Origin of the sequence: Paenibacillus sp. Dod16 (assembly GCF_049893405.1) — a bacterium.
In the GTDB taxonomy this organism is placed as follows: domain Bacteria; phylum Bacillota; class Bacilli; order Paenibacillales; family Paenibacillaceae; genus Paenibacillus_AQ.
The window spans coordinates 226,393-250,282 of record NZ_JBNDYG010000003.1; the positions used below are offsets into that span (position 1 = coordinate 226,393).

Below are 23,890 nucleotides of genomic sequence, written 5' to 3' on the forward strand. Positions count from 1 at the left end.
ATATCTACAAGGATAACATTCGCACGTTAATTTTTACTGCTATCATGGCTCCAGGGAAGGATTACCGTAAATTCCGACCCCTTGCCAAGCTCGCTTTGTACTTGGATGTAGCCACCGTGAGCCGCTGCAATCTGCTTAGCAATCGAAAGCCCCAGACCGGTGCCTCCTGTCGACCTGCCTCTTCCACTATCCACCAGGTAGAAACGGTCGAATACATGAGGAAGCGCATCAGCAGGTATGCCTGTGCCCGTGTCCGTTATGCTAATCGCAACCTGTCCGGACAGGTCCCTAGCATCGATTCGAACCGAAATGCTGCCCCCTTCCGGCGTATGCCGCAGCGCATTGGTTAACAAGTTAAGTAATACCTGCTTCAGCCGTTTCGGATCGACCCGGGCCCATGCTGAATCCCGATATTCAGGCCCCTTTAACGTAACCCCGCAAGCATCCGCCTCCGGCTCTATGAGCTCCATGAGATTGCCCAATAGCAAGTTCAGATCCGTCTTCTCTTTATGTAAGACTAACTGCCCCGCTTCCGCCGTATTCAGAAGATGAAGCTCATCCACCAAATGCACCAGACGCAGCACTTCGTCGTGAAGGGGAAGCAAAACTTCCGGCTTCACATCGGTTGGGGACTGCTGAATCAACTCCAGCTTGGATTGGACGATGGATAACGGCGTCCTTAATTCATGCGCTATATCTTCGACAAGTCTTTTTCGGAGGTCCATGGCCTCTCGTAATTGGTGCGTCATGGAATTGAACGCCTCCCCAACCTGACCATACTCGTCCTTTCGCTTGATCGGCACTTCCGTTGTCAAATCTCCATCGGCTACTTTTCGCATGACCGCGATCAGTTTATGGAGCGGATGAATGATTAGACCTGAAAGCCAATAACCCAAAATGACCACAGCGCATGCAACAAACAACGTCACCATAAGAGCTTTCATCTTCATTTCGCCAAGCACATAGTTGCTTAACTCCTCGAGATGGTCCCCTCCGAGGCCACCCCCGCTTCCCTCGGGAACATACCGGGCAAACAGGCTTCCCAAGTAGCCTTGTGTTGTACCGATATACGCGGCCGTTACAAGCATGACCAGGACGCCCATCGCCATGAATATTTTGCCGCGCACCGTCATCTCGGCTCACCGAATCGATATCCAAACCCATACACAGTTTGAATGTATTTCATATGGTCAGGATCAGGCTCAAGCTTCTTACGCAGTTTACTGACATGAGAGTCCAAGGTACGTTCATAATTCATGAAATCATCGTCCATAGCTGCCTTCATAAGCTGCAATCGACTGAACACAACCCCCGGCCTGTTGGCCAGTGTCAGCAAGATCTTGAACTCGGTCGGGGTCAGCGGGATGAGCTCCCCGTTTCGCGTAACCTGGCATTTGGTTTCCGATATCAACAGATCCCCACGCTGCAAGGGCGACGCCTCAAGCTGGATTGGAGCCGTTCGTCTGAGAACCGAGCGAATGCGGGAAGTCAGTTCCCGCAAACTGAAGGGTTTGGTTATGTAGTCATCCGCACCAAGCTCCAGGCCAATAATTTTGTCCGTTTCCTCTGATTTCGCCGTTACCATGATGATTCCACAAGCACTGGATTGCCTCAGCTCCTTGCACACTTCGATTCCGCTCTTTCCAGGCAGCATCCAATCCAGCACCACAAGCGAAGGTTGCTCTCTTCGGGCGCACTCAAGCGCATCTTGACCATTGGTCACAGCAAGAACCCGGAACCCTTCGCCCTCTAAATAAAGCTTCATCGTTTCCAGCATCGCCACTTCGTCTTCCACAAGCAACAGCGTCATCTCCATTGCGAATAACCCTCTCACTTTTTAGAACCATTATAACCCGTTTCCAGCATAAGAAGTGATCCTACACAGAATGAAAAGATCATCTCCAACAGTTCTACACATTTGATCTGTACACTGAATGCAAAACAAATGTAAAGGGGCGTACACAATGGTGAGAAGCTGGCTCATGTTTGAATACGTATTAACGTTTTTAAATTTTTTTATATGGTGGGTCGTCGATTACAGGGCAAAAAAAACATGCCTGCCGCAACCGAAGGAAGTCCTGCTTAAGCATCTAAACAAACTTCGCTTCTGGTTGTGGCCCGCCATGATCATGACAGGGCTCAAATTCGCTGCGGGTGCGGTGCTGTGGAATACCGATTGGACGTTTGTCGAAGACAAGGTGTTCATCCAGTTGCCGCTTTATGCGCTCTCGATTTCCGCCGTCTTTTTCTTCTCACTGCCCGTATTAACGAGTCGCAAATTATCGGAGCTTCATGTAAAGATAAACGACGGTTCAAGCGGTTACCTGAACAACCGCATCCTTGTGGCGCCTTTTTCGGCAGCGTTCTTCGCAGCAGCATGCTCCTGCTTATACATGTTGTTTTTATCCCAATCTCCACTCCGATTCAGCAGTTTTATAACCGTCTTGATTGCATTCGGTATTCTGATGGGCATGGCGTGGGTTACCCGCAGAAGACAACTCAAGGAATTGCAGCATTCATTGAACATGGATCACCATGTAACCTACAAGCAGAGACTTATCCGATTCTCATGGAAGAGCCTGCTCGTCATTGCCATCACCTCCATAATGGTTTCCGCCGGCTTGATCTCGTCCCGGCTGCCGGACCGAATGAGCATGATGGAGCATGGCCGTCATGATAGCAGCGGAAGCCCCGGGAACCATAGCCATCATGGAAGTCACGCGGAAGCATCAAGCATATCTGCAGAGAATATAGAATCGATCAGTGTAGCCAGCTTGCGCGGACCGCAGACCTCAACGCCTGACCGCACATTCGAATTAAGCGCACAGAAAAAGCTGCTCACCATGCCCTCAGGCGAAACCGAAGAGGTGTGGGCTTTTAACGGCCTCGTTCCCGGTCCGGAACTCCGTATTCAGGAAGGCGAACTGGTCGAAGTTACCCTGGTCAATATTGATGTAGAGGATGGCGTTACGATCCATTGGCATGGACTAAATGTTCCGAACGGAGAAGATGGCGTGGCAGGATTAACGCAGAATGCCGTCATGCCTGGAGAACAGTTTATCTACCGGTTCATCGCGGAACAGACGGGCACATACTGGTATCATTCCCATCAGCAATCCTCGGTGCAGGTTGCCAAAGGGTTGTATGGCACGCTTGTCATCGAACCGGATGACGCTACCGTTTTGGAAGACGTCGATATAACCGTGATGGCTCATCCGAAAGGAACGAGCAATGGAACAACGATCACCTTAGGAGCCACGGGAAAGCTCCAGCGACAGACCGTAAAGCCGGGCAAAACCGTGAGGTTAAGATTAATCAATGCACATAACATGCCTAAAATGTTCTATTTGTCAGGAGCATCCTTTAAAGTAACATCCATTGACGGCATGGATCTCAACGGTCCCGAGTGGATACAAAATCAAAAGATGCTGCTGGCTGCCGGCGGACGCTACGATATTTCCTTTGCCATGCCGGATCATGCGGTATCCCTGGCGCACACTGCCGATGCGATCAACGAACGGAGCGAGGCGATTGTTATTGCCGGCAATGATCGGGATCAGCCGCTTCCTGGCCAGGAGGGCCCGGTATTCAATCCGGCCAAATACGGCACACCGTCCTCGGTTCCTTTTGACGCTCATACCGTCTATGACCGTAACTTTACGCTTGTTCTCGACAACCGCGTGGGCTTCTATAACGGCATGATGACCAATGTGCAGACCATCAACGGTTATGTCTTTCCGAATACGCCGTCTCTCATGGTACGTGAAGGGGATATCGTAAAAATGAAGTTTGTGAATCGGGGCTTCATGGATCATCCGATGCATCTGCATGGTCACCATATTCTCGTCTTGAAGCGTAATGGAAAACCTGTCGAAGGAAGTCCCTGGTGGACGGATACGCTAAATGTAGCGCCCGGCGAGACGTATGAAGCTGCGTTTGAAGCCGACAACCCGGGGCTTTGGATGGATCACTGCCACAATTTGGACCATGCCGCGGCCGGGATGTCGATGCATCTCATGTATGAGGGGGTTTACACGCCTTACGAAATCGGGAGTGCCACCGTAAATAAACACGAATGAACAAAAAAACAAGCGCCAATCACCAGGCTTCCCGAGCCAGCGGTAATCGAGCGCTTGTTTGCAATTGTTAACACTAGCTAAGCCTCTAAATATTCACCTTATACCCTAAAGCCAGTTCATCGCCGGGAAGCCCCCGGATTCCCCAGTTGTGCTGCGGCGTTTCGAATATCGTAATCTCCACATCCTGGGAAGAGATATGCAGCGAGTGCTCGATCCGTTCGAACAACAATCGAATCAGCTGTTTCTTGGCCTCCACGGTCCGGCCTTCAAATATGCTGATCTCGATCACTGTGTAACGGTCCGTTCTCCCGTCAGGGAAGAAGAAATCCTCGCGACTCATGGGGAAAAAACGATGGAATTTCTTATCCGCCGGAAGCTGAAAAACGTCTACCACGCATGAATGTATCACTTCCGACAGCTGTTCCTTCACCGGGTTCAGCCGCTCCCGGACGCCATAAATTTTGATCTGCGCCATGCTCAGCTCATCTCCTCTACTCTCCACCCTACTCATCTATGCCAAGGTTACTCTACCTAATATTATTTTTATTCGACCTTGGTCGAAACAAAACCTCTTATCCTAATTGCACAAGTTGAACAAGGTATGCGAAACGTTTTGTCAATCACTGTTGTTCCCCGGCTCAATCCCCCATGTGCCCCTATTCCCCGGTCTGGAACTGCTTCTTCGCCCACTCCACGTAGGACGGATGGCTTCGAATCAATTCTTCATGCGTCCCGCTTCCCGTAATGTGTCCCTTCTCCAGGACAATAATCTGATCCGCCTCGACCACGGTGGATAACCGGTGGGCAATGACCACGGTCGTGCGCTCGACCATCAGATTGTTCAGCGCTTTCTGCACTTCATGCTCGGAGTCGCTGTCGAGGCTTGCCGTCGCTTCATCCAGAAGCAGGATGTCCGGCTTCCGCAGCAAAGCCCTTGCAATCGCCACGCGTTGACGCTGACCTCCCGATAACTGGATGCCTCGCTCCCCAACCTCCGTGTCATATCCTCGCGGCAGTGCCTCGATAAATCCCTCCGCATAGGCCAGTCTCGCCGCTTCAGCAATTTCCTCGTCGGAGACCGGCTCCTCCCGTCCATAGACGATATTGTCCCGGATCGTTCCGGTCATGAGCGGGCTGTCCTGGGACACATACCCGAGCTTTCGCCGCCAGGACTCCAGAGTATAATCGCGGATCGCTTCGGAGCCAAAGTAAATCTCCCCGCCGGATGGCGCGTAGAACCGCTCAATCAAGGAGAACACCGTGGTTTTGCCGCTGCCGCTGGGTCCTACCAGAGCGGTGACCTTCTTGGCAGGGATCGAAAAGGATACCTCGGACAGAATGGTCTCGCCTTCATGATAAGCAAACGTCACCTCTTTAAATTCAACATCCCGATGCCCATCCGGTGCAGTACGCACCGCACGATTGTCGCTCTCCGGCTCATATTCGAGAATCAGCCGCAATCTCTCGGTGGCCGCCATCACCTTCTGGAGTTGGGAATAGAATGTAGCAAACTGGCTGAAAGGAAACATGATCTGGAACAGCAGCAGGATAAACGATACCAGCTCGCCTGCGCCGGAAGAAACGCGAACGCCGCCGTATCCGATGATGACCACCAGCAGGACGACCATGACCATCGACATCAACGGAATCAGGACCGAGTTGATTTTGGCTTCCTTCATGCCGAATCGGTACAGGCTGTCCATATCGTCATACCCGCTTTTCTCCTCCCTCCGCTCTGCATTGGAGGCTTTCACCAGACGAATCTCGCCGATCACCTGGGTCAGCATGGCGGACAGCTGGGCCAGCTGTCCATACATGCTGATGGAGATTTTATACATCTTTCCGCCGATGGGCATTAATATGCCGAACCCGACCGGAACGGCAATCAGGATGATGAGGGTCATCCGCCAATCCAAGTAAAACAAGATTGCAACGGCCCCCAAAACGGTCAATAGATTCGAGCAAAAAGCAATCAAATGATCCGTGATCAGGGTTTTCACTTCATTCGTATCGTTGGTCACCCGGCTCATCGTTTCTGCCGAGCGGTGCTTGTCAAAGAACGGAACCGGCAATGCCAGAACCTTGGTCCAGAGCCGTTTACGAATTTTGTTCACCGTCTGGTTCCCGACATAGGCAAGCATATAGTAGGAAAGTCCGCTCGCCACGGCTTCCAGCAGGAACAGAACGGCCAGAAAGCCGACCGTGCGAATATTAAATGAATCTGCAGCAAAATTATCGATTAATTGGCCGGTGATGAGCGGGACGACCAGTCCCGTCACCGCACCAACCAAACTGAGCACGATGGCCAGAAAGAGCACCAGCTTCGGAATACCCGAAGAGCGCAGCAGCTTAATAAAATATCGAATCGTGGTTTTTGTAACCTTACCCTTCTCTTCTACGGTTTGCTCCATATGGAATTCCTCCCTTTTTTGCATCCAGCCGTCACATATAGATTTCTTTGATAATACGGCCGGTGAACGAGGCTTCCACAGCCGCTACTTCCTCAGGCGTTCCTGTCGCCACGACAGACCCGCCGGCAGCTCCTCCGCCAGGCCCGATATCGATGAGCCAATCCGAATGCCAGATCAGGTCCAAATTGTGTTCAACCAAAATCACGGTGTTCCCCGCATCCACCAAGCGGTTCAACAGAACGAGCAGCTGCCGGACATCTCCGGGGTGAAGCCCGGTTGAAGGCACATCCAGCAAATACAGCGTGTGGTTTTTGGTCTTTTTGCTCAGCTCCTTAGCCAATTTAATCCGCTGTCCCTCACCGCCGGATAAAGTGCTCACCGATTGCCCCCACTTCAAATACCCAAGCCCGACATCGCAGAGCAGCCGGGTCAATTCCATGATTTTCGGCCGATCCTCCAGAATCGACAGACTTTCCTCAATCGTCATATCCAAAATGTCGGAGATGGTGCAGCCGTTATAGGTCACACGCAGAACCTCTTCCTTAAACCGCTTGCCCTTGCAATCCGGACAACGTACCTCCAGCTCCGGAAGGAAGTGCATATGCACCGACACAACGCCAAGTCCTTGGCATGTCTCGCAGCGCCCGCCTTGTGTATTAAAGGAAAAGTGCTTGGCCGTCAATTGACTCTCCTTGGCTTCCGGCAAGCTGGCGTACCAGTTTCTGATATGAGTGTAAACATCGGTATACGTAGCAATGTTGGAGCGCTGCATTCGGGATACCGGTGATTGGTCAACCGTAATCAGCTGCCCTACCGATTCCCAACCCGTGATGGCCTTGCAGCCGATTGGAGTTGATTGATCGCTTCCGGATTCCGCCAGAAGATCAAACAAAAGCGTGGATTTACCAGATCCCGATACGCCTGTCACCGATATGAGACAGCCGAGCGGGAAAGAGGTCGTGATGTGTTTCAAATTTCTTAAATGTGCATCCTCGATCGTCAGCAGGCTTCCGTTTCCAGCCCTGCGCCGATTCGGTGCCGTAAGCATCGTGTTCTCGCGGAAGTAGGATCCGGTCACGGATGTGGGATGATGGATAAGCTCCTCCAGCGTTCCTTGACCGACAACCGTACCGCCCATCGTTCCCGCACCCGGTCCGATATCAATGATATGGTCAGCGGCCCGCATCACTTCTTCGTCATGCTCGATGACGAGCACCGTGTTGCCCAGATCCCTCAGTTGTTTCAAAACCTGGATCAGTCCCCTGGTATCTTTGGGATGCAGTCCCGTTGTCGGTTCGTCCAAAATGTACAGTACCCCTGTCAGGCCTGATCCCAGAATCGATGCGAGTCGAAGCCTCTGGGCTTCTCCGCCTGACATCGTGACGACCTGCCTCTCCATGGACATGTAACCCAGCCCGACATCCATAATGCGTTTTAGTCTGACAACGGAATCATGAATGAGCGGTTCCACAATCGTTAATTGGTCCTCCGTCAGCTTCCTCAGCAGCGCCTCCATCCAATTTAAGGCTTCCCCGATCGACCAGGCGTTGACTTCGTTAATGGAGACTCCATCCACCCGGACGCGGCGGCTGTCCTCCTTCAGCTTCGTACCGTGACAATCCGGACAAAGGTGCTCATGAAACAGGGACGCTTCACCGGACTCGCTTCCCTTCTCCCGGTACCTTCTCCATATCCCGGTGACTACACCCTCGTACTTGCCTTGTCCTACGGACTTCGGCGATTTGACGTCAGGAAAATGCCGGCTGAACTGCTCGCTCTCTACGCCGTAATACAGGAGATCACGCTGAACCTCGTCATAGTCCCGAAGCGGCATGAACTCATCGAACGCGAACCCGTAATACTTGGCTGCCGATTTCAGAATGGTGGTGTTATAATCGGTAAGAGCGCTGTACCACGTTGCCACCCCGCCGTCCCTTAAACTTAATTCCGGACGAAACACAGCCTCCATGTTCAGACTGACCGTTTGACCGAGTCCGCTGCATGTTTCGCATGCGCCTTCCGGCTTGTTAAAGGAAAAATGCGACATCGTCAATTTTTCGAGACCATGGCCGCATCGCCTACAACGAACCGTCTCGTGAGAATCGCTGATCTCTTCCTCCTCAGCCAGACCGTGATAGGCTTCTCCCTCCACATGAGGTATCACCGTATCGCCGCACGACGGACAAGTACGTTCACCAAGCTTAGAAAACAGAATTCGAAGCAGTGTGTAGATATCCGTCACCGTTCCGATGGTGGATCTTGGGTTCCGGTTCGTAATGTGCTGTCCCACGCTGATTGACGGGGATAGTCCTTCAATCGAATCCACCTTCGGCTTGCTGACCGAGTCCGACACCATGCCCATGGATTCCATGTACTGCCGCTGGCACTCCCGCTGCAGCGTATCCATTGCGAGCGTGGACTTGCCCGAGCCGGACGGGCCTGTCATGACAACCAGTTTGTACTTCGGGATTTCAAGCGAGACATTCTTCAGGTTGTTCTCCCGGGCACCGCGAATCTTAATCGTTCCTTCCATTTATCCCAACCTCCTAAAAGTTTTGTGGAGCTTAGCTTCATTGAGAAACCTCGCAATAAAACTCGCTTCGCAAGCATACTGTTTCGTTTTGGAAGCCTGGCTCCAATCCTTCAATTTACAAACCCATCTTACAACATTGATGCAAGTACAAAATTCCAAACGGAAAAAGGTTGATCTATCGCCGTTTTCGAGATCAAAAGCCGTCACGGAGCTTTAAGGTTTATGTATAATGTTTGATGCCGTTCCATTTGTATAAACACAGCATTGACTATATAATGGGCTACAAATAATACTTATCGTATGTTTTGAGGAGAGCGGTAACCATGCCGAAAAAAATCGCACCCGAATTTTATTTTATTGGCAACCATCCCATGCTGGATTTCGTGAATACCAAGATTGCGGTTGATGGACAACCTCTGGATTTGCTTGATACATTCGATTCTTTATTGGATTGGATGGTGAAGGCCAACCTGCTGTCCGAGGTTGAGCGCAACCTGCGCAAGGCGGTATATAACGGCGCCGAGGAGGAAGCCGGAATCGTGGAAGCTGCCCGGTTGCTCCGCGGCCACCTCTTTAATCTGATTCAGCCGGGCAGCGTGAACGAGACCTCAACGGAAGCTAGCCTGCAGTATGTCAATGGGCTGCTGAAGGAGCAAATCCTTCGCACAACGCTGGTGGCAGAAGGGAACGCGTACAGCCGCAAAAGCCGAATGCTTTTTCGCAAGCCGTTGGATCTGTTGACCCCGGTCGCCGCATCTGCCGTTGATTTTTTAACTACCCATGACCTGAAATTGGTGAAAAAATGCGAAAATCCGGCGTGCGTGCTTCGCTTTTACGACAATAGCAAAAATAGTACAAGGCGCTGGTGCAGCCCAAGAACATGCGGGAACCGCATGAAGGTCGCTGCCTATCTGGAGCGTCAGAAACAGCAGCAACCGAAGGAATCTTAGATAAATCATCTAAGATTCCTTTTTTAATACCCAAAATAATGCTTTACAGGTTAATAATTAAGGTATATAATCCCCTTAATCACATTTAGATGGTTAATAAATTAAATGAGGTGGTGTTTTTCTTCTTATCATTACGACCATTCAAAAGGCTCTACATAACAATTGCATCATAAAAATTCGTAGATAATTCAAGGAGGCATTTATCCGATGAATCATAAAATCCAGTATCGCACGGCTCAAATCGAAGGTTTGGATATTTTTTACCGTGAAGCGGGGGCTCCCGGCTCGCCTGTTGTCCTGCTGCTGCATGGTTTCCCGACTTCCAGTCAAATGTATCGTCAATTGATCCCGGCTCTTGCCGATCAGTACCACGTGATTGCACCGGATTATCCTGGATTTGGTTACAGCAGTGCGCCTGACCATGAACAATTCCAGTACAGCTTTGACCATTTCAGTCAGCTCATCGAGGAATTGCTCGACCAATTAAATATCCAGAGCTTCTACGTCTACCTTATGGATTACGGCGCACCTGTTGGATTCCGGATTGCAGCACGCCATCCCGAGCGGGTTCGGGGGCTGATCATACAGAATGGGAATGCCTATGAGGAGGGGCTCGAGGAATTCTGGAATCCCATTAAAGCGTACTGGGAAGATCCCGCGAATCCGGATAAACGCGAAGCCCTCCGCTCGTTAACCAGCATCGAGGCAACAAAATGGCAATATACCCATGGCGTCCGTGATACGTCCCTCATTAGCCCCGACACCTATACGCTGGATCAAGCGCTGCTGGATCGGCCCGGGAACCAGGAAATACAACTGGATTTGTTCCTGGATTACGGATCAAATCCGCCCTTATATCCGGCTTGGCAGCAGTATTTCCGCGATGCGCAGCCGCCGACCCTTATCGTGTGGGGGCAAGGCGACCATATCTTCCCTGAGAACGGGGCCCATCCGTATCTGCGCGATCTGCCCGATGCCGAGCTTCACATCCTGAAGGATGCCGGGCATTTTGCGTTGGAGTCACATGGACCGGAAATCATTGGTTACATCCGGGCATTCCTGGAACGTCAATCTTCATAATATGAGCATGACAATGATATAAGCTATTTCCCGGCAGGCTTTTCATTGAGCCGTTCTTCATGATACAATCCCCCAGAAACAAGGATTCAGAAGATCCGGCATGAGGTAAGGGGGACCGTCATGGGTATCAGACCGATTGATATAGCCAAGAAACTGGGGATTACCACAAGTGCGCTCAAGCATTATGAAAAATGGGGGATTGTCCCTCCTGCGAAGCGTGCCCCGAACGGATACCGGGTGTATACGAAGGAGCATGCCGCATACTTCGAATGCATAAGAGCCATGTTTCCCGGCTTCGGCGTAGACGTCACGAAGCAAGTGATGATCAAGCTGCAGGAGAACGAGCTGGATGAAGCGCTCTGGATTGTAAACGAGGTGCAGGCCAATCTGCAGCAGGATAAAGTCCTTGCGGAGCGGACCATCCGCATTCTGGAAACCGAGCAGCTTGACGTTGTCGATGCCCGTGGGCGGAAAAGAAAGCTGACCATCGGGGAGGTTGCGGCCGAAACCGGCGTTCCGACCTCGGCTATCCGCCACTGGGAGAAGGAAGGCGTCCTGATTCTGCCTCGGGATCGGGAAAACGGCTATCGAAAGTTCGAAGGCGCCCAGATCCGGCAGATCATGATCATTCGGATTCTCCGCTCGGCCAATTACCCGTTGGAAGTCATCAAAGACGTACTGCATGAACTTGAGCATCATCAAGTCGATAATGCCAGACGCGTGCTCAAGGACACGCTTGTATACCTCAACTACCGCAACCATAACCAGATACGCGGCGTGCACTATCTATATCAGCTGTGCCAAGTGCTGAAATTAATGTAAAGTCCACTCCCTATGTACATTGTTGTTTAACATACAAAAAAAACAATCAAGGATGAACTACATCCATGATTGTTTTTTTATGTTTATTGATCCTTGATCCCCCTCATCCTGTGCCGATTATGGATTAACTTTAATGGAACCGACGGAGGTCGTCAGGGATATTTTCGCTCCCCCGCCGTTTACGTCGCTCTGCCCCCAGCTTGCTCCAGTAATCTGTCCAAGCTCGGTTTCGGTATCCAGCGTGAATTTCATGGACGGCGCAAACGTGGCCGTGATGCTACCTGCCGATGTGTTGGCCGTCAGCGTGCTGTCCTTATCGATCTGCTCAAGATCCAGCTTCACGCTGCCCGCTTCGGATACGATCTTGGAATTGCCCTTGATTTCCGTTTTGGCCAGCTGAATTTCCCCGGCTCCCAACTGAAGTTCAAAAGCCCCCTTCAATTCGTTCACCCGAATCTTCCCTACATCATTCTTGATGTGGATATTCCGCATGTCTTCCGGCACTTCGATTACATAATCTATCATGAATCCGGAGTCTCCAAATTGCTTCTGCGACCAATCCCATAAACTCTTGCTGGAGTCCTCCCTAGGGTGCGTTCTTAATTCCAGGATGTCGTCCTTGAGCGTAAAGGAAGTAGCGGCCTGCTCCGTAATCTGGGTACGAATGTTGTCAGTGGTTTTCACTTTGATCTCATGACCGGGTACAGCGATGAGTTCAATATTGCCTACCGCATGATCGATGGCCAATCCCTCGGCTGCTCCGGCTTCCTGAGCCGTCGTCAACTCGAACTCTTTCCCTTCACGCTTTACTTGATCACTGATAGCTAGCGCTGAATCGCCGGCCATATTCCCGACTTGTGCCAATTGATCAAGCTCCCGCTTTACTGCTTCCTCCGCGTCATTGGCGGCATCGCAGCCTACCAGGACAGCAAATATCAACAACGATGAGATTTTCACTGCCATCATACTCTGTTTCTTCATTAAATCCTCCACGTCCATTCCTCTATATGTATATGTCCATTATATCGTGAAGGAAAAAATTGACACGCTGCCACGGACCAGTTTCTACCTGGACCTTAGTCTGGGACGCCTCCTCCGCCTTTTGTATGACGCCGCGCATCCGAATCATGCCTCCATCGCTGCTGCCCCCAAATGTCAATCGTTGTTTTGTAACGGCTGAAATTCGGGGACAAAGGCGATGACTTCCATCTCATGGCTGGTCTATCCGCAGCACGACCTTCCCCCGAACATGGCCGGACTCCACAGTGCGATGCGCTTCTGCTGCTTCGCTCAGAGAAAACGTCCGGGACACATGGATCAGCAGTTTGCCTTGTTCATATAACTGAACCAGGTCGGCCAATCGATCCTTGGATCGCTGACTGCGGATCGCGAGAACTCCCAGCTCTTCTACCCGATCGAAGGCTACAATCGTGCCGATGCGGCTCCGGTCGCCGACAAGCTCCAGCGAGGCCAGCAGCGCTTCTTCGCCAGCGGCATCCAGTGCGGCACTGACTCCCTCTGGGGCGGCGGTCTTGACCCGGTCTACAAGGCCTGGGCCATAGACAACAGGAACAGCACCCAGTGAACGAAGATAATCATGATTTCGCTCGCTTGCCGTTCCGATGACCCGGGCTCCCCAGGCACGAGCGAGCTGGACGGCGAAAGAACCGACGCCACCTGCTGCCGCATGAATCAGAACGGTATCGCCTTGACCAATTTCTAACGCCTGAAGAGCCGTATGGGCAGTTTGCCCGGATGCAGTTAGCACACCCGCTTCTTCCCACGGCATCGAATCCGGTTTACGAACCACTTGATCGGCGCTAACCACGACATACTCCGCGTAACAGGCGAGTAAAGACCAGCCAATGACGTCCTCACCAACCTCAAAACCTCTGACCCCCTCACCTACCTGATCTATCGTTCCGGCGAATTCATTGCCCAGGATTTGCGGCATCCGCAATGTCACATTAGGGGGTGCCCAGCCGCTTCCCCTTATCCCGCAGTCGGCTGGCTGTACGCCAGCTGCCTTGATTTTAACTCTGATCTGACCGTTACCGGCCTGAGGATCTTCAAATTCCATGACATGCAGAACATCCGGCGGTCCAATCGTACTAAACGCCACGGCTTTCATATCGATCATCCTTTCATGAATCTCTTGATCTTGTTTCTGAGATCATTCTATAATCATCGATAGATAATAAAAAATACAAAAATATCTATGTATACATATACTGGAGTATATAAGCAAGGACGGTGAACCGGAATGGAAATGTTACAGCTGAAGTATTTTATAACCGTAGCAAGACTTGAACATATGACCAAAGCCGCAGAGGAGCTCCATATTGCTCAGCCGGCGCTCAGCAAGACCATTGCCAGACTTGAGGAGGATCTTGGCGCTCCGTTATTCGAACGCCAAGGCCGGCAGATCCGCCTCAATCCGTATGGCAAAGCATTTTTGGCAAAAGCCAAAGCAGCCCTGCAGCTGCTGGAGGAGGGACGGCGTGAAGTCGAGGATCTGGCGGGGCTGGAGCATGGGCGTATTCATTTGGCCTTATCCAACATGGAGCAGCTCCGCGAGCCCTTAAGATTGTTTCTAAGCATACATCCGAAGGTCAACTTTCATATCATCCAGTCTTCGATGGAGGATATGGTTCAGACGATTGAACATAACGAGGTTGATTTCTTTCTCACCTCCATGCCCATCCGGCACCCGGATATACGCAGCTTTCCTTTGCTCGTCGAAGAGGTGTTCTTGGCCGTTCCCCCCACCCACCGCTTAGCTGGAAAAAATCAAATTCACTTAAGCGAGGCTGCAGGTGAATCGTTTGTCGGATATAAAGAAGGTCATCCGTATCAGAAGATGAATAATGAGTTTTGCAAACAAGCCGGTTTTCTGCCGAAGGTTGTCTGCGAGGTGGAGGACCCCGGAACCATAGCCGATCTGGTACGTTCCGGATTTGGCGTGGCTTTAATCGGGGAATGCAGAAGCGGCGAGGAATTAAAGCTGACGAAGCTGAGCATTCGCGAGCCTCAGGCCCGCCGCAGATTCCAAATAGCATGGCTGGAATCCAGGTACTTGTCCAAGGCCGCGATTTCTTTCCGTGATTTCCTCGTGGAATACTACGCGGAATCACGGTAAGACGACCGCAAGGGGCTGTCCCAAAAGATCTTTGATCTTGCCGGAGGCCCTCTTCTTGCTGTTAGAAGACGCTCCGTGTACCAATCGTTCCTCCCATCGCTGTTGCCCCCACATTTCTTGGAATGGTTTTGAACAAGGATGAAATGTGGGGGCAAAGGCGAACGCTGACGCTTGTCCGGAATCGATTTGTCCTCTCCGCTACGCCGTGCAGATACGTGCTGGAGAAGATCTTCACGAGCTTGCTTCAGTTTCTTGCCCAGGAGGATTACGTCAAAGACGGAAATGGCGGTACAGGGCTGACCTCCCTGGAACCGCCATTTTTTGCTATTTTTTTCATCAATTGAGCCGTCTCATGGAGTAAGCAGACTTGCTTATGGGACGGTCCCTAAAGTACCGGAAACAACGTAAACTCTTGGATGTTTACGTTATATCCGAATGCCAAAGCAACAGGATTCCAGTCAAATCCTATACTCGAATTCCATCATGCCCGTCTCTAATATTCAAGCCAACTTGCTACCGCATTTTAACGTCATCGCCATATTGCGCACTGTACGCTCCATATTGGCGGCGGCTTGACTTATTGCATCGTCCAGGCTGCATACGCCGGGCACGATCGTGAACACCATATCGATGCCATGCTCAAGCACCGCTTCATGCCCGTCCGCAAGAGAGCCTGCGATCCCGATGACCGGCACTCCGTACCCCTTGGCCGTCTTGGCCACGCCCATCGGCGTTTTGCCGTAAATCGTCTGGCCGTCGATGCGGCCTTCTCCCGTAATGACGAGATCCGCATCCTTCACATGCGAAGCCAGCCCCGTCGCTTCGATAACAATATCCACGCCCCGCTTCAACTCAGCGGCCAAAAATGCGAGCATACCGGCGCCAAGCCCTCCGGCTGCGCCAGCGCCGGGAATCCGGGCCACGTCGCGGCCCAAGCATGCCTGAATCATCGCCGCATAATGGGCGAGATTGCCATCAAGCTGCTGTACCATGGCCGGATCGGCTCCTTTTTGGGGGCCAAATACGGCCGAGGCGCCGCGCTCTCCGGTCAGCGGATTGTCCACATCGCACGCGGCCACGAAGGCAACCTGCTTCAGCCGTGGATCGGCTCCCCCCGTATCGATGCGGGCAATGCGATGCAACTCTCCGCCGCCATGACCAATTTCCGAGCCATCGGCGTCAAGCAGCCGCACCCCGATCGCCTGCGCCATGCCAGCGCCGCCGTCGTTCGTGGCGCTGCCGCCCAAGCCTAGAATAATCGTGCTGACGCCTTCGTTCAGCGCCGACGTAATAAGCTCGCCGGTGCCGCGCGTCGTCGTCGCAAGCGGATTGCGCTGCTCCGGCGGCACAAGCGCTAGTCCCGAGGCGGCCGCCATTTCAATAATCGCGGTCTTCCCGTCACCAAGTATGCCGTAGAACGCGGTCACGGGGGTGCCAAGCGGTCCCGTCACTTCGGTGTGAACCAATCGTCCACCTGTCGCATCTACCAAAGACTGCACCGTGCCCTCCCCGCCGTCAGCCATCGGCACCTTGACGATATCCGCATCGGGATACACGGCGCGCATTCCCTTCTCTATGGCATGACAAGCCTCTAATGCGGATAAACTCTCTTTAAATGAGTCTGGAGCAATTACAACCTTCATTATCTCCACTCCCTCTCCATCAGTTTTAACCAACTGTCTGAACAATCATTTTGCCGCAGATTACAAGAACCAGCCGAACACGCCGAACACCAATGTCGATACGACGGCCAGGACGAGACCGATTGCGGTCTCATACGGAATAAGACGCAGCCGCTCCTTCATCGCCATATTAACGCTTCCGCCCGTTGCGTGGAAGAAGCTGCCGTGCGGCATGTGGTCGAAGACGGTCGCCCCGGCGTGAATCATCGCCGCAGCGCCCAGGGATGCAACACCAAGCTCCATAATCGTCGAGCCGAACACCGAGCTGGCGACCGCGGTACCTGCTGTTGTCGAAGCGGTGGCCAAGGACATGAACGCGCCGCTTATCGGCGCAAGCAAGTAAGCCGGCAAGCCGGAGGAGGCCAGACTGTCGATGATGACATCCTTCAATTGCGAATTCGATATAATGCCGGCCAACGTCCCCGTGCCGAGCAGCATGATAGCCACGCTAGACATTTTGCCCAAGCCCGATACCGCAAATTGATTGATCTGCTTGATGCGGCCCATGCACAAGGCCCCAACGAGGCCGCCGACCGGCAGGGCGATCACCGGATCGATGACGATGCCGGCCAGCGGGCGTAGCGCCAACAGCACAATCGCCGTGATCGGAGCCATCATCGCCGCCAGGAAGCTCGGAAGCTGCTCAGCGCATTCGTCTACGCTTTCCTGGCCCGTGATCTTCGTTCCCTTTTTGGACAGGCGCTTCGCGATCAGATAAGTGGCAAACAGCCCAAGGACAGCCGGTATGATTCCTGCCATCATCATCGATGTCAGTGGAATATGGAATGCCTCTGCCGCCGAGATGGCGTTCGGATTCGGCGACATAATGTTGCCGGCCTTCCCGCCGCCGATCATGGCAAGCAATATCGCCATGCGGGACAAGTCGGCGCGCTGCGCAATTGCGATCGCAATCGGAGCCACCGTAATGACCGCGACGTCGATAAATACGCCGACCGCCGTCAGTACCATTGTCGCGACCGCCAGCGCAAACAGCGCACGCGTCTCGCCGACCTTGCGGACCAACGTTTCGGCAATCGTCTTCGCGCCGCCCGATTCAATCAGGACGCCGGCAAGCACGCCGGCTGCCAGGATGCGCAGCACGGCCGGAATCATGCCCTTCGCGCCATCCATCATCAAATTCACCGAATCAACCAGCCCGATTCCGCCGACGATTCCCCCGGCAAGTGCCCCAATCATCATGCCATAGGCCGGAGGGACTTTACGCAATATAAGCACAATCGCCACAACCAATGCCGTCAAAGCACCAAGTACAGTTACAGATACGTCCATAGTCAAGACCCCCTAATGTGTTGTCTCAATTCGTTATACTGTTACTGTACCTGTAATCTGAAAGCGCTTCATCATGCATAAAAATGAAATAAAGCGCTTTATAGAACATGTTTTTTGTTCAAATGCACAAATCATGCATGTTCCTTCCAGACGTCCTCACTCTCCGGCTTCCTCTCTTCCAGCGCGCTTAGCCACCGGGCCGTCATCAGCGTATATAAATCGGGAAAATGCTTCGGGTCTTTGCCTGTCGCCTCATGAATGCGCTGCAGCCGGTAGCGAAGCGTATTCCGGTGAATCGACAGCCGCTCGGCGATGCGCTGCTGCTCGCCGTTCTCATCGTAATAGGCCTCCAGTGTCTGCTGCAGTTCCCCGCTCTTATCCTCCTGCGCGAATCGCCACCATAGCCGCTTCAGCTCTTCCGCCACCCACGAGGGCATAACGTTGGCTGCCACGGTCTCATTCGGCATATCTTCGCCGTAGTATACCGTCTGCTCCGGGAATATCGCCTGGCCTGCCCGCATCGTATCTTGCGCGGAACGGTAAGACGCGATTAAACCTTCGATGCCGGAATACGCCTTGCCAACCGCAATGCGGAGCGGCGCAATCCGCTTCTCTTCCAGCAGTCTACGAATGTGACGGATGCCTTCGCATATATCGGCGTTCGGCTCCCGCGGATGGAGATGGGGCTTATACAACACGATTTGGCGCGTATTGCGAATGGCGATCAGGTCGATGGCGGGCCGACCCTCCAATATTTCGACCACCTGCTTGAGCGTAGACAATGAATTCGCGTCCTGCGCACCGGTCAGCTCCATAATGCATGCAACCCGCGCCTTATCCGGATGGAAGCCAATCCGTTCCGCCTGGAGGCGCAGCATGGCATTATCCTTGCCGTCCGCATGAATGACGGACAGAAGGAAATCCTCCTTCATCCGCTTGTCCCATTGGGCTTTTTCCAGCAGATCTGCTTGCTCCAAGTACATTTCCGCCGTCATTTTCACCAACTCCCCGTACTTGGTCACCTCGTTCGGATCGCCGGTAATGCCGATGACCCCAACAACTTCGCCCTGGAAGTGAATGGCCAGATTCGTTCCGGGCAGCACCCCTTGCAGCTTGCGCGCGCTTTCCTCGTCAATCTCGAAGCGACCCTTCCTCTCAATCGCAATAAGCGCCCCTTCATGCTTCTGATATAAGCGCGAGCGGTCGCCAGAACCGATAATCCGCCCCCGTTCATCCATGACGTTCACATTATAATGAATCACTTGCATCGTCCGCGTTACAATTTCTTGCGCCAATTCCTTCGTCAATCTGCTCATCTTATCTATCCCCTGTCTATGTTCGCCACGATATGAAAAAACGCCCTCCATCCGATAAGCGCGATTAATCGCATTCTTGCCGGGATAGGGGCATTCAGCTTGGAATAACGTTATATACGCCCTAAATGTGAGTGTTAACACGAGGAAGGGTATTTCCTTGCGAAGTAGCTGTTATTCGGTGAGGTACTATAATTAACGGTTATTTTGTCTGAGTATACGCTTTCGCGTTTCTTTTGTAAACTCAAACACCACCAGTATGGCCTCAAGAGAACGCAGGTAATCATGATTCCGTCGCTTGCGGTTGAGGTGGATTTCTTTCTAAGAATGTATCGCTTAGGCGAAACTGCCGGTGAATCGTTTGTTGGCTGAGCATATCATGCCACGAACCAACAAGCCGATCCTGATGGATCGGCTTGTTACTCCCTGTCTTTCCTGAGTTTGAGGCTCCCCATCTATGCTATTTCACGGTACGGTTATAATCCTGGATTTTGGTCGTAATTTCTTTTGCTGCGTCATCCAGTGCCTGCTGCGGTGACTTTTTGTTGTTCAGCACCTCTTCAATCGCACCTTCCACAATCTGTCTTGCCTCGGGAAATACGCCCATCACAGCACCTTGGGTCGCTTTAACCAGCTTCGTCTGGTGCAGCTGATCAATGGCCGTCTGGAATTGCGGGAACTTCTTCAGATTCTCCTTTACGCTTTCTTCTTCATACGCCTTCGTGGTAATCGGGAAGTACCCGGTATTGATATGCCAGTATGCCTGTTCCGATGGAGAGGTTAGGAATTTAATGAACTCCCATGCGGCTTTTTGCTCTGCTTCAGGACGACTGTTCATCATCCACAGGCTTGCACCGCCCACGATAACACCACCTTCTCCCGCTCCTTCCGGCTTCGGAAGGAAGCCTGTGCCTACTTCAAACTTGCCTTCGGCACTATCCACAAGTCCCTTCAAGGCTGCGGTTGAGTCCAGAATCATGGCGACCTGACCTGCCGAAAATGCCTTCTTGGAATCATCGGTTTTACGTCCCAGGTTATTGGCTGCCTTCGAGTCGATCAGATCCTTCCACCAAGTCAGCACCTTTACGCCAGGCTCGGTATTGACGAGCGACTCGGTCGCCAGATCATCCCGGCCGTTGCCGTTGTTCACATACTCCGCACCCTGATTAGCAAACAACTGCTCCATAAACCAGCCGTATATAGCAAAATTCGCCCCTACCGCTTTCCCTTTTTTCGATATCGTGTCTGCCGCGACTTTCAGTTCTTCAAACGTCTTGGGCGGACTTTCCGGGTCGAGCCCTGCATCCTTAAACAGGTCTTTATTGTAATACAGTATCGGATTGGAGGAGTTGAAAGGCATGGAATACAGCTTATCATCAAACGTATAATACCCGCTGATGTTAGGTTCCAGCTGCGACACATCCCACTGATCCGCATCGATGAACTCCTGCATGGGTGTAATTAGTTTGGAATCGATCATAAACCGGCTGCCGATCTCGTACATCTGGACCACGGACGGTCCCTCGTTTGTATCCATCGACGCCTTCAGTTTACTTAACAGGTCATCATAGGTTCCCTGATACACCGCCTCTACCTGCACCTTGTCCTGCGAAGCGTTAAAGTTAGCGACTAATTGATCAACCACCTTGGTTGTCGCTCCTCCCATCGCATGCCAGAACACCACTTTTTGAGTGCCAGCCTCCGTCTTTGGTACGGGTTCCGTCCCCTTTTCAGGCTCCTCGCCCATGTTAATGTTACATGCACTAACCAGCAGCATGATCGCAGCTAACAAGATACTTACCAGCCTCGTTCTTCTTCTCATCCGTGATTCCTTCCCCTTTCGTTCGTAAAATGCATCCTATGATAAACCTGCATATGACAGGTCAACCACCGCACTAACCTTTCAACGCGCCAGCGGTAATTCCGCGCACCAATTGTTTGACGCCAAAAGCCAGCAGCACAAAGGAAGGAATCAGCACGATGGTCACGCCGGCCAGAATCAGGTTCCATGACATTACCTCAGCATGCTGCAGCATAGCCACCCCGATCTGTACGGTTCGCATCGAGGCCTGATTCGTGATCAAAAGCGGCCACAAAAAGTGATTCCAGTGCGTGAGGAAGGTATACACCGCCAAGGTGGCAATGGAAGACCGGGACAACGGCAGCACCATGGACAAATAGCTGCGGATATGACCACATCCGTCGATTTTGGCCGCATCAAACAGCTCACGCGGAAGCTGCAGAAAAAACTGGCGCAGCAAAAACACGCCAAAAGCCCCTGCCATAAACGGCACGATCAATCCCTGGTAGCTGTCCATCCAGCCCCAATCCTTAATGGTCAGATAATTCGGAATAATTGTGACTTCCCAAGGAATCATCATCGTTGACAAGAAGAGTCCGAACAGCAGTGCCTTGCCCTTAAAATTCAAAAATGCAAACGCGTATGCAGCCAGACTCGATGTAATAACCTGACTGATCATGATGGCCGTCGAGACGATGAAGCTGTTCAGAATGAAGCGAATGATCGGGAAGCCGGAGATGGCCTCCGTAAAGTTGCCCAGATAGAAGCTCGACGGGAACAGCGGTGGTGGAAAATTAGCTACCTCCTTCTCGGTCATAAAGGATGAGAACACCGTAAAGATGAGCGGATATAACACAATCAACGACAGGAGGATAAGCAGCAGATAGGTGAACATGGACGTGATTCCGCGCAGGGTCATTGGTAATGCACCTTCTTCTCCAGAACTCTAAACTGCAGCAGCGTAAGGAGCAGAATAATCGCAAACAGGATCAGAGCCTGTGCGCTGCCGATGCCAAACCGGAAATTGACGAAGGCATCCTGATAAATGGAGTAAACGATGACATTCGTAGAGTTGATCGGGCCTCCCTTGGTCAGAATGTGAATTTGCCCGAAGGCTTGAAATGCACCGATAACCGATACTATCAAGGCAAAGAAAATCGTGGGCGACAGCAGCGGCAGTACGATTTGGATAAAGGTCCGGATCGGCCCGGAGCCGTCCATTTTGGCGCTTTCGTAGATTTCCTCCGGAACTCCCTGTAAACCGCTGGACAGCACAATAAACAGAAACCCCATGTTCATCCAGATCGTCATGATCGAGATCGAGATCAGAGCCCAGGAAGGATCGGTTAACCAAGGGATCGGCCCCAGATGAACGAAGCTTAGAAAATAGTTCAGCATGCCCGCCGTAGGATGAAACAACAGAAACCATATAATCGAGCCGGTCCCGACGGAAATGACAATCGGCAGTGAGAAAACAAACTGAAACACCTTCATCCCTCGCAGCTTGTTGTGGGTAATGGCGGCAAGAAACAGCGACCAGATCAATGAGGTGGGCACGGTAAACAAAATAAACATCAGCGTTACGCCAAGATTCTTATAGAATGAATCGGTTGATAGAAGCCGGATAAAATTCTCCAACCATACAAATTCAACAACCTGACCCCGCGGATCCGTTATCGTCATGCTGAGATAAACCGATTTCAGCATCGGGTAGAACAAGAACATCATAAACAAGATGATGGAGGGTGCCAGAAATCCATAAGCTAAAGCATGCTCACCCCAGAGCCTTTTTCTTACTGCTGTGCTTTTAGGTTTCTTGCCATGTAAAACGCTTTCATTACTAGACAACCGACATTCCCCTTTCTTCGAAAATTTCTGCTTTGCCATTCGAAAAGACGCAAGGATTCGCAAAAAAGAGAACAAAAAAACACATAAACTGCATGCCGAAAAACAGACAAGCAATTAATGTGATTCTCCTCTTCTCCATCACATATGCAGATGCTCTTAACCATCCTCCCTTCATTATTATCAATAACAATGAAAATTTAGAACATTCCATGCCTTGATATTTCGAAAGTTGACAATACTTGGGAAACGATTGTGATATTGAGTAAACACTCAGTTTTTTTAAGATTCGTCATTACATGATAAAGGAAGCCATCTGCCTATGACTACAACCAATCGAAATACCAAGAAGGAACGGATATTGAACGCTGCTCTGAAGCTGTTCTCCCATCAGGGATATCATGCGACGACAACCAAAGAGATTGCCGCCGAAAGCGGCGTTGCCGAAGGGCTGATCTACTACCACTTCGGAGATAAGCGGAAGCTGCTGCTCTACCTTGTAAACAATTTTTCCTTTGTTACACAGCTTCAGGAGGAGGCGGGGGAATTGTCGAAGCTTCCTGCGGAGGAGGCCTTGTTTCAATTCGGCTTGGCATACCTTGGGTTCCTCAGGACAAACATGGATTATCTAATGCTCATTTGGTCACCGGAACTCATAAAGGATGCCGAGGTATCGAATGAGGTATCACAGCTGATCGGAGGTATTGGGACAGCAGGCAGCAGCATACTCAAACAGGCGGCGGGATCGAAGCATCAACCAGAACATACGGTTCAGACCGCGATGATGATGATGACCTCCTCCATCCTGGTCTATTGCATGCTCCATGCCCGCTTCGGACAGGAAACGCTCCCTCTTGGGGACGAATCGTATATTCGCGAGCTCGTTCGGCTGCTGATGCATGGTTTGACTGAAGATTCCTAAGCCGCCAGTGTTCATTACAGGAA

At 51.8% G+C, this 23,890-nt stretch carries 20 protein-coding genes; 7 read left to right on the plus strand and 13 right to left on the minus strand.

Annotated features, from left to right (window positions below):
* Positions 1-26 precede the first annotated feature (26 nt).
* The gene (locus ACPV3A_RS03070) at positions 27-1,133 is read right to left on the minus strand and encodes a sensor histidine kinase (RefSeq protein WP_426198098.1); all 1,107 of its coding nucleotides are present in this window, start codon (positions 1,131-1,133) and stop codon (positions 27-29) included.
* Positions 1,130-1,816, minus strand: a complete 687-nt coding sequence (locus ACPV3A_RS03075; protein ID WP_426198099.1) for a response regulator — start codon at positions 1,814-1,816, stop codon at positions 1,130-1,132. Before ACPV3A_RS03075 ends, ACPV3A_RS03070 begins: the two co-directional genes overlap by 4 nt.
* A gap of 148 nt (positions 1,817-1,964) precedes the next feature.
* Between ACPV3A_RS03075 and ACPV3A_RS03080 the strand changes: the two genes are divergently transcribed.
* A complete protein-coding gene (locus tag ACPV3A_RS03080; RefSeq protein WP_426198100.1) occupies positions 1,965-4,079 on the plus strand; it encodes a multicopper oxidase family protein in 2,115 nt (704 codons plus the stop codon).
* A gap of 85 nt (positions 4,080-4,164) precedes the next feature.
* On the opposite strand, the gene ACPV3A_RS03085 is transcribed toward ACPV3A_RS03080, so the two are convergent.
* The 3 genes from ACPV3A_RS03085 to uvrA form a co-directional block, all read right to left on the minus strand.
* Complete coding sequence (locus tag ACPV3A_RS03085; RefSeq protein ID WP_260066310.1) at positions 4,165-4,554, minus strand: tautomerase family protein; 390 nt, start codon at positions 4,552-4,554, stop codon at positions 4,165-4,167.
* Positions 4,555-4,735: 181 nt separating this feature from the next.
* Positions 4,736-6,490 carry an ABC transporter ATP-binding protein gene (locus tag ACPV3A_RS03090; RefSeq protein ID WP_426198101.1) on the minus strand — a complete coding sequence of 585 codons (1,755 nt, stop codon included), beginning with the start codon at positions 6,488-6,490 and terminating at the stop codon, positions 4,736-4,738.
* A 31-nt stretch (positions 6,491-6,521) separates the two neighbouring features.
* On the minus strand, positions 6,522-9,023 hold the full coding sequence (gene uvrA / locus ACPV3A_RS03095; RefSeq protein ID WP_426198102.1) for an excinuclease ABC subunit UvrA: 2,502 nt from the start codon (positions 9,021-9,023) through the stop codon (positions 6,522-6,524).
* 323 nt (positions 9,024-9,346) lie between these two features.
* Between uvrA and ACPV3A_RS03100 the strand changes: the two genes are divergently transcribed.
* From ACPV3A_RS03100 to ACPV3A_RS03110, 3 genes are all read left to right on the plus strand, one after another.
* Positions 9,347-9,973, plus strand: coding sequence for a CGNR zinc finger domain-containing protein (locus tag ACPV3A_RS03100; RefSeq protein WP_426198103.1), 627 nt, complete (start codon positions 9,347-9,349; stop codon positions 9,971-9,973).
* Positions 9,974-10,180: 207 nt separating this feature from the next.
* Entirely contained in the window at positions 10,181-11,053 is an 873-nt protein-coding gene (locus tag ACPV3A_RS03105; protein WP_426198104.1) for an alpha/beta fold hydrolase, read from the plus strand.
* Between the two features lie 120 nt (positions 11,054-11,173).
* Entirely contained in the window at positions 11,174-11,875 is a 702-nt protein-coding gene (locus ACPV3A_RS03110) for a MerR family transcriptional regulator (protein ID WP_426198105.1), read from the plus strand.
* A 117-nt stretch (positions 11,876-11,992) separates the two neighbouring features.
* Here ACPV3A_RS03110 and ACPV3A_RS03115 read toward each other — a convergent pair whose 3' ends face one another.
* Both ACPV3A_RS03115 and ACPV3A_RS03120 read right to left on the minus strand, forming a co-directional pair.
* A complete protein-coding gene (locus tag ACPV3A_RS03115) occupies positions 11,993-12,856 on the minus strand; it encodes a DUF4097 family beta strand repeat-containing protein (protein WP_426198106.1) in 864 nt (287 codons plus the stop codon).
* 229 nt (positions 12,857-13,085) lie between these two features.
* The gene (locus ACPV3A_RS03120; RefSeq protein ID WP_426198228.1) at positions 13,086-14,006 is read right to left on the minus strand and encodes an NADP-dependent oxidoreductase; all 921 of its coding nucleotides are present in this window, start codon (positions 14,004-14,006) and stop codon (positions 13,086-13,088) included.
* Positions 14,007-14,138: 132 nt separating this feature from the next.
* Between ACPV3A_RS03120 and ACPV3A_RS03125 the strand changes: the two genes are divergently transcribed.
* Together ACPV3A_RS03125 and ACPV3A_RS03130 are read left to right on the plus strand one after the other, a co-directional pair.
* A complete protein-coding gene (locus ACPV3A_RS03125) occupies positions 14,139-15,014 on the plus strand; it encodes a LysR family transcriptional regulator (RefSeq protein ID WP_426198107.1) in 876 nt (291 codons plus the stop codon).
* 128 nt (positions 15,015-15,142) lie between these two features.
* A complete protein-coding gene (locus ACPV3A_RS03130; RefSeq protein WP_426198108.1) occupies positions 15,143-15,358 on the plus strand; it encodes a hypothetical protein in 216 nt (71 codons plus the stop codon).
* A 156-nt stretch (positions 15,359-15,514) separates the two neighbouring features.
* On the opposite strand, the gene ACPV3A_RS03135 is transcribed toward ACPV3A_RS03130, so the two are convergent.
* The 6 genes from ACPV3A_RS03135 to ACPV3A_RS03160 all read right to left on the minus strand — a co-directional run bounded on the left by ACPV3A_RS03135 (position 15,515) and on the right by ACPV3A_RS03160 (position 22,948).
* Complete coding sequence (locus ACPV3A_RS03135) at positions 15,515-16,657, minus strand: glycerate kinase (RefSeq protein ID WP_426198109.1); 1,143 nt, start codon at positions 16,655-16,657, stop codon at positions 15,515-15,517.
* Between the two features lie 60 nt (positions 16,658-16,717).
* Positions 16,718-17,986, minus strand: coding sequence for a GntP family permease (locus ACPV3A_RS03140; protein ID WP_426198110.1), 1,269 nt, complete (start codon positions 17,984-17,986; stop codon positions 16,718-16,720).
* Between the two features lie 131 nt (positions 17,987-18,117).
* Positions 18,118-19,302 (minus strand): sugar diacid recognition domain-containing protein, encoded by a 1,185-nt coding sequence (locus tag ACPV3A_RS03145; RefSeq protein WP_426198111.1) that lies wholly within the window; start codon positions 19,300-19,302, stop codon positions 18,118-18,120.
* A gap of 457 nt (positions 19,303-19,759) precedes the next feature.
* Positions 19,760-21,121: an ABC transporter substrate-binding protein gene (locus ACPV3A_RS03150; protein ID WP_426198112.1), complete on the minus strand. Its 1,362-nt coding sequence runs from the start codon at positions 21,119-21,121 to the stop codon at positions 19,760-19,762.
* Positions 21,122-21,194: 73 nt separating this feature from the next.
* Entirely contained in the window at positions 21,195-22,019 is an 825-nt protein-coding gene (locus tag ACPV3A_RS03155; protein WP_426198113.1) for a carbohydrate ABC transporter permease, read from the minus strand.
* Positions 22,016-22,948: a carbohydrate ABC transporter permease gene (locus ACPV3A_RS03160; protein WP_426198114.1), complete on the minus strand. Its 933-nt coding sequence runs from the start codon at positions 22,946-22,948 to the stop codon at positions 22,016-22,018. Before ACPV3A_RS03160 ends, ACPV3A_RS03155 begins: the two co-directional genes overlap by 4 nt.
* 319 nt (positions 22,949-23,267) lie before the next feature.
* Here ACPV3A_RS03160 and ACPV3A_RS03165 point away from each other — a divergent pair, with 319 nt between their 5' ends.
* The gene (locus ACPV3A_RS03165; RefSeq protein WP_426198115.1) at positions 23,268-23,867 is read left to right on the plus strand and encodes a TetR/AcrR family transcriptional regulator; all 600 of its coding nucleotides are present in this window, start codon (positions 23,268-23,270) and stop codon (positions 23,865-23,867) included.
* Positions 23,868-23,890: the final 23 nt, after the last annotated feature.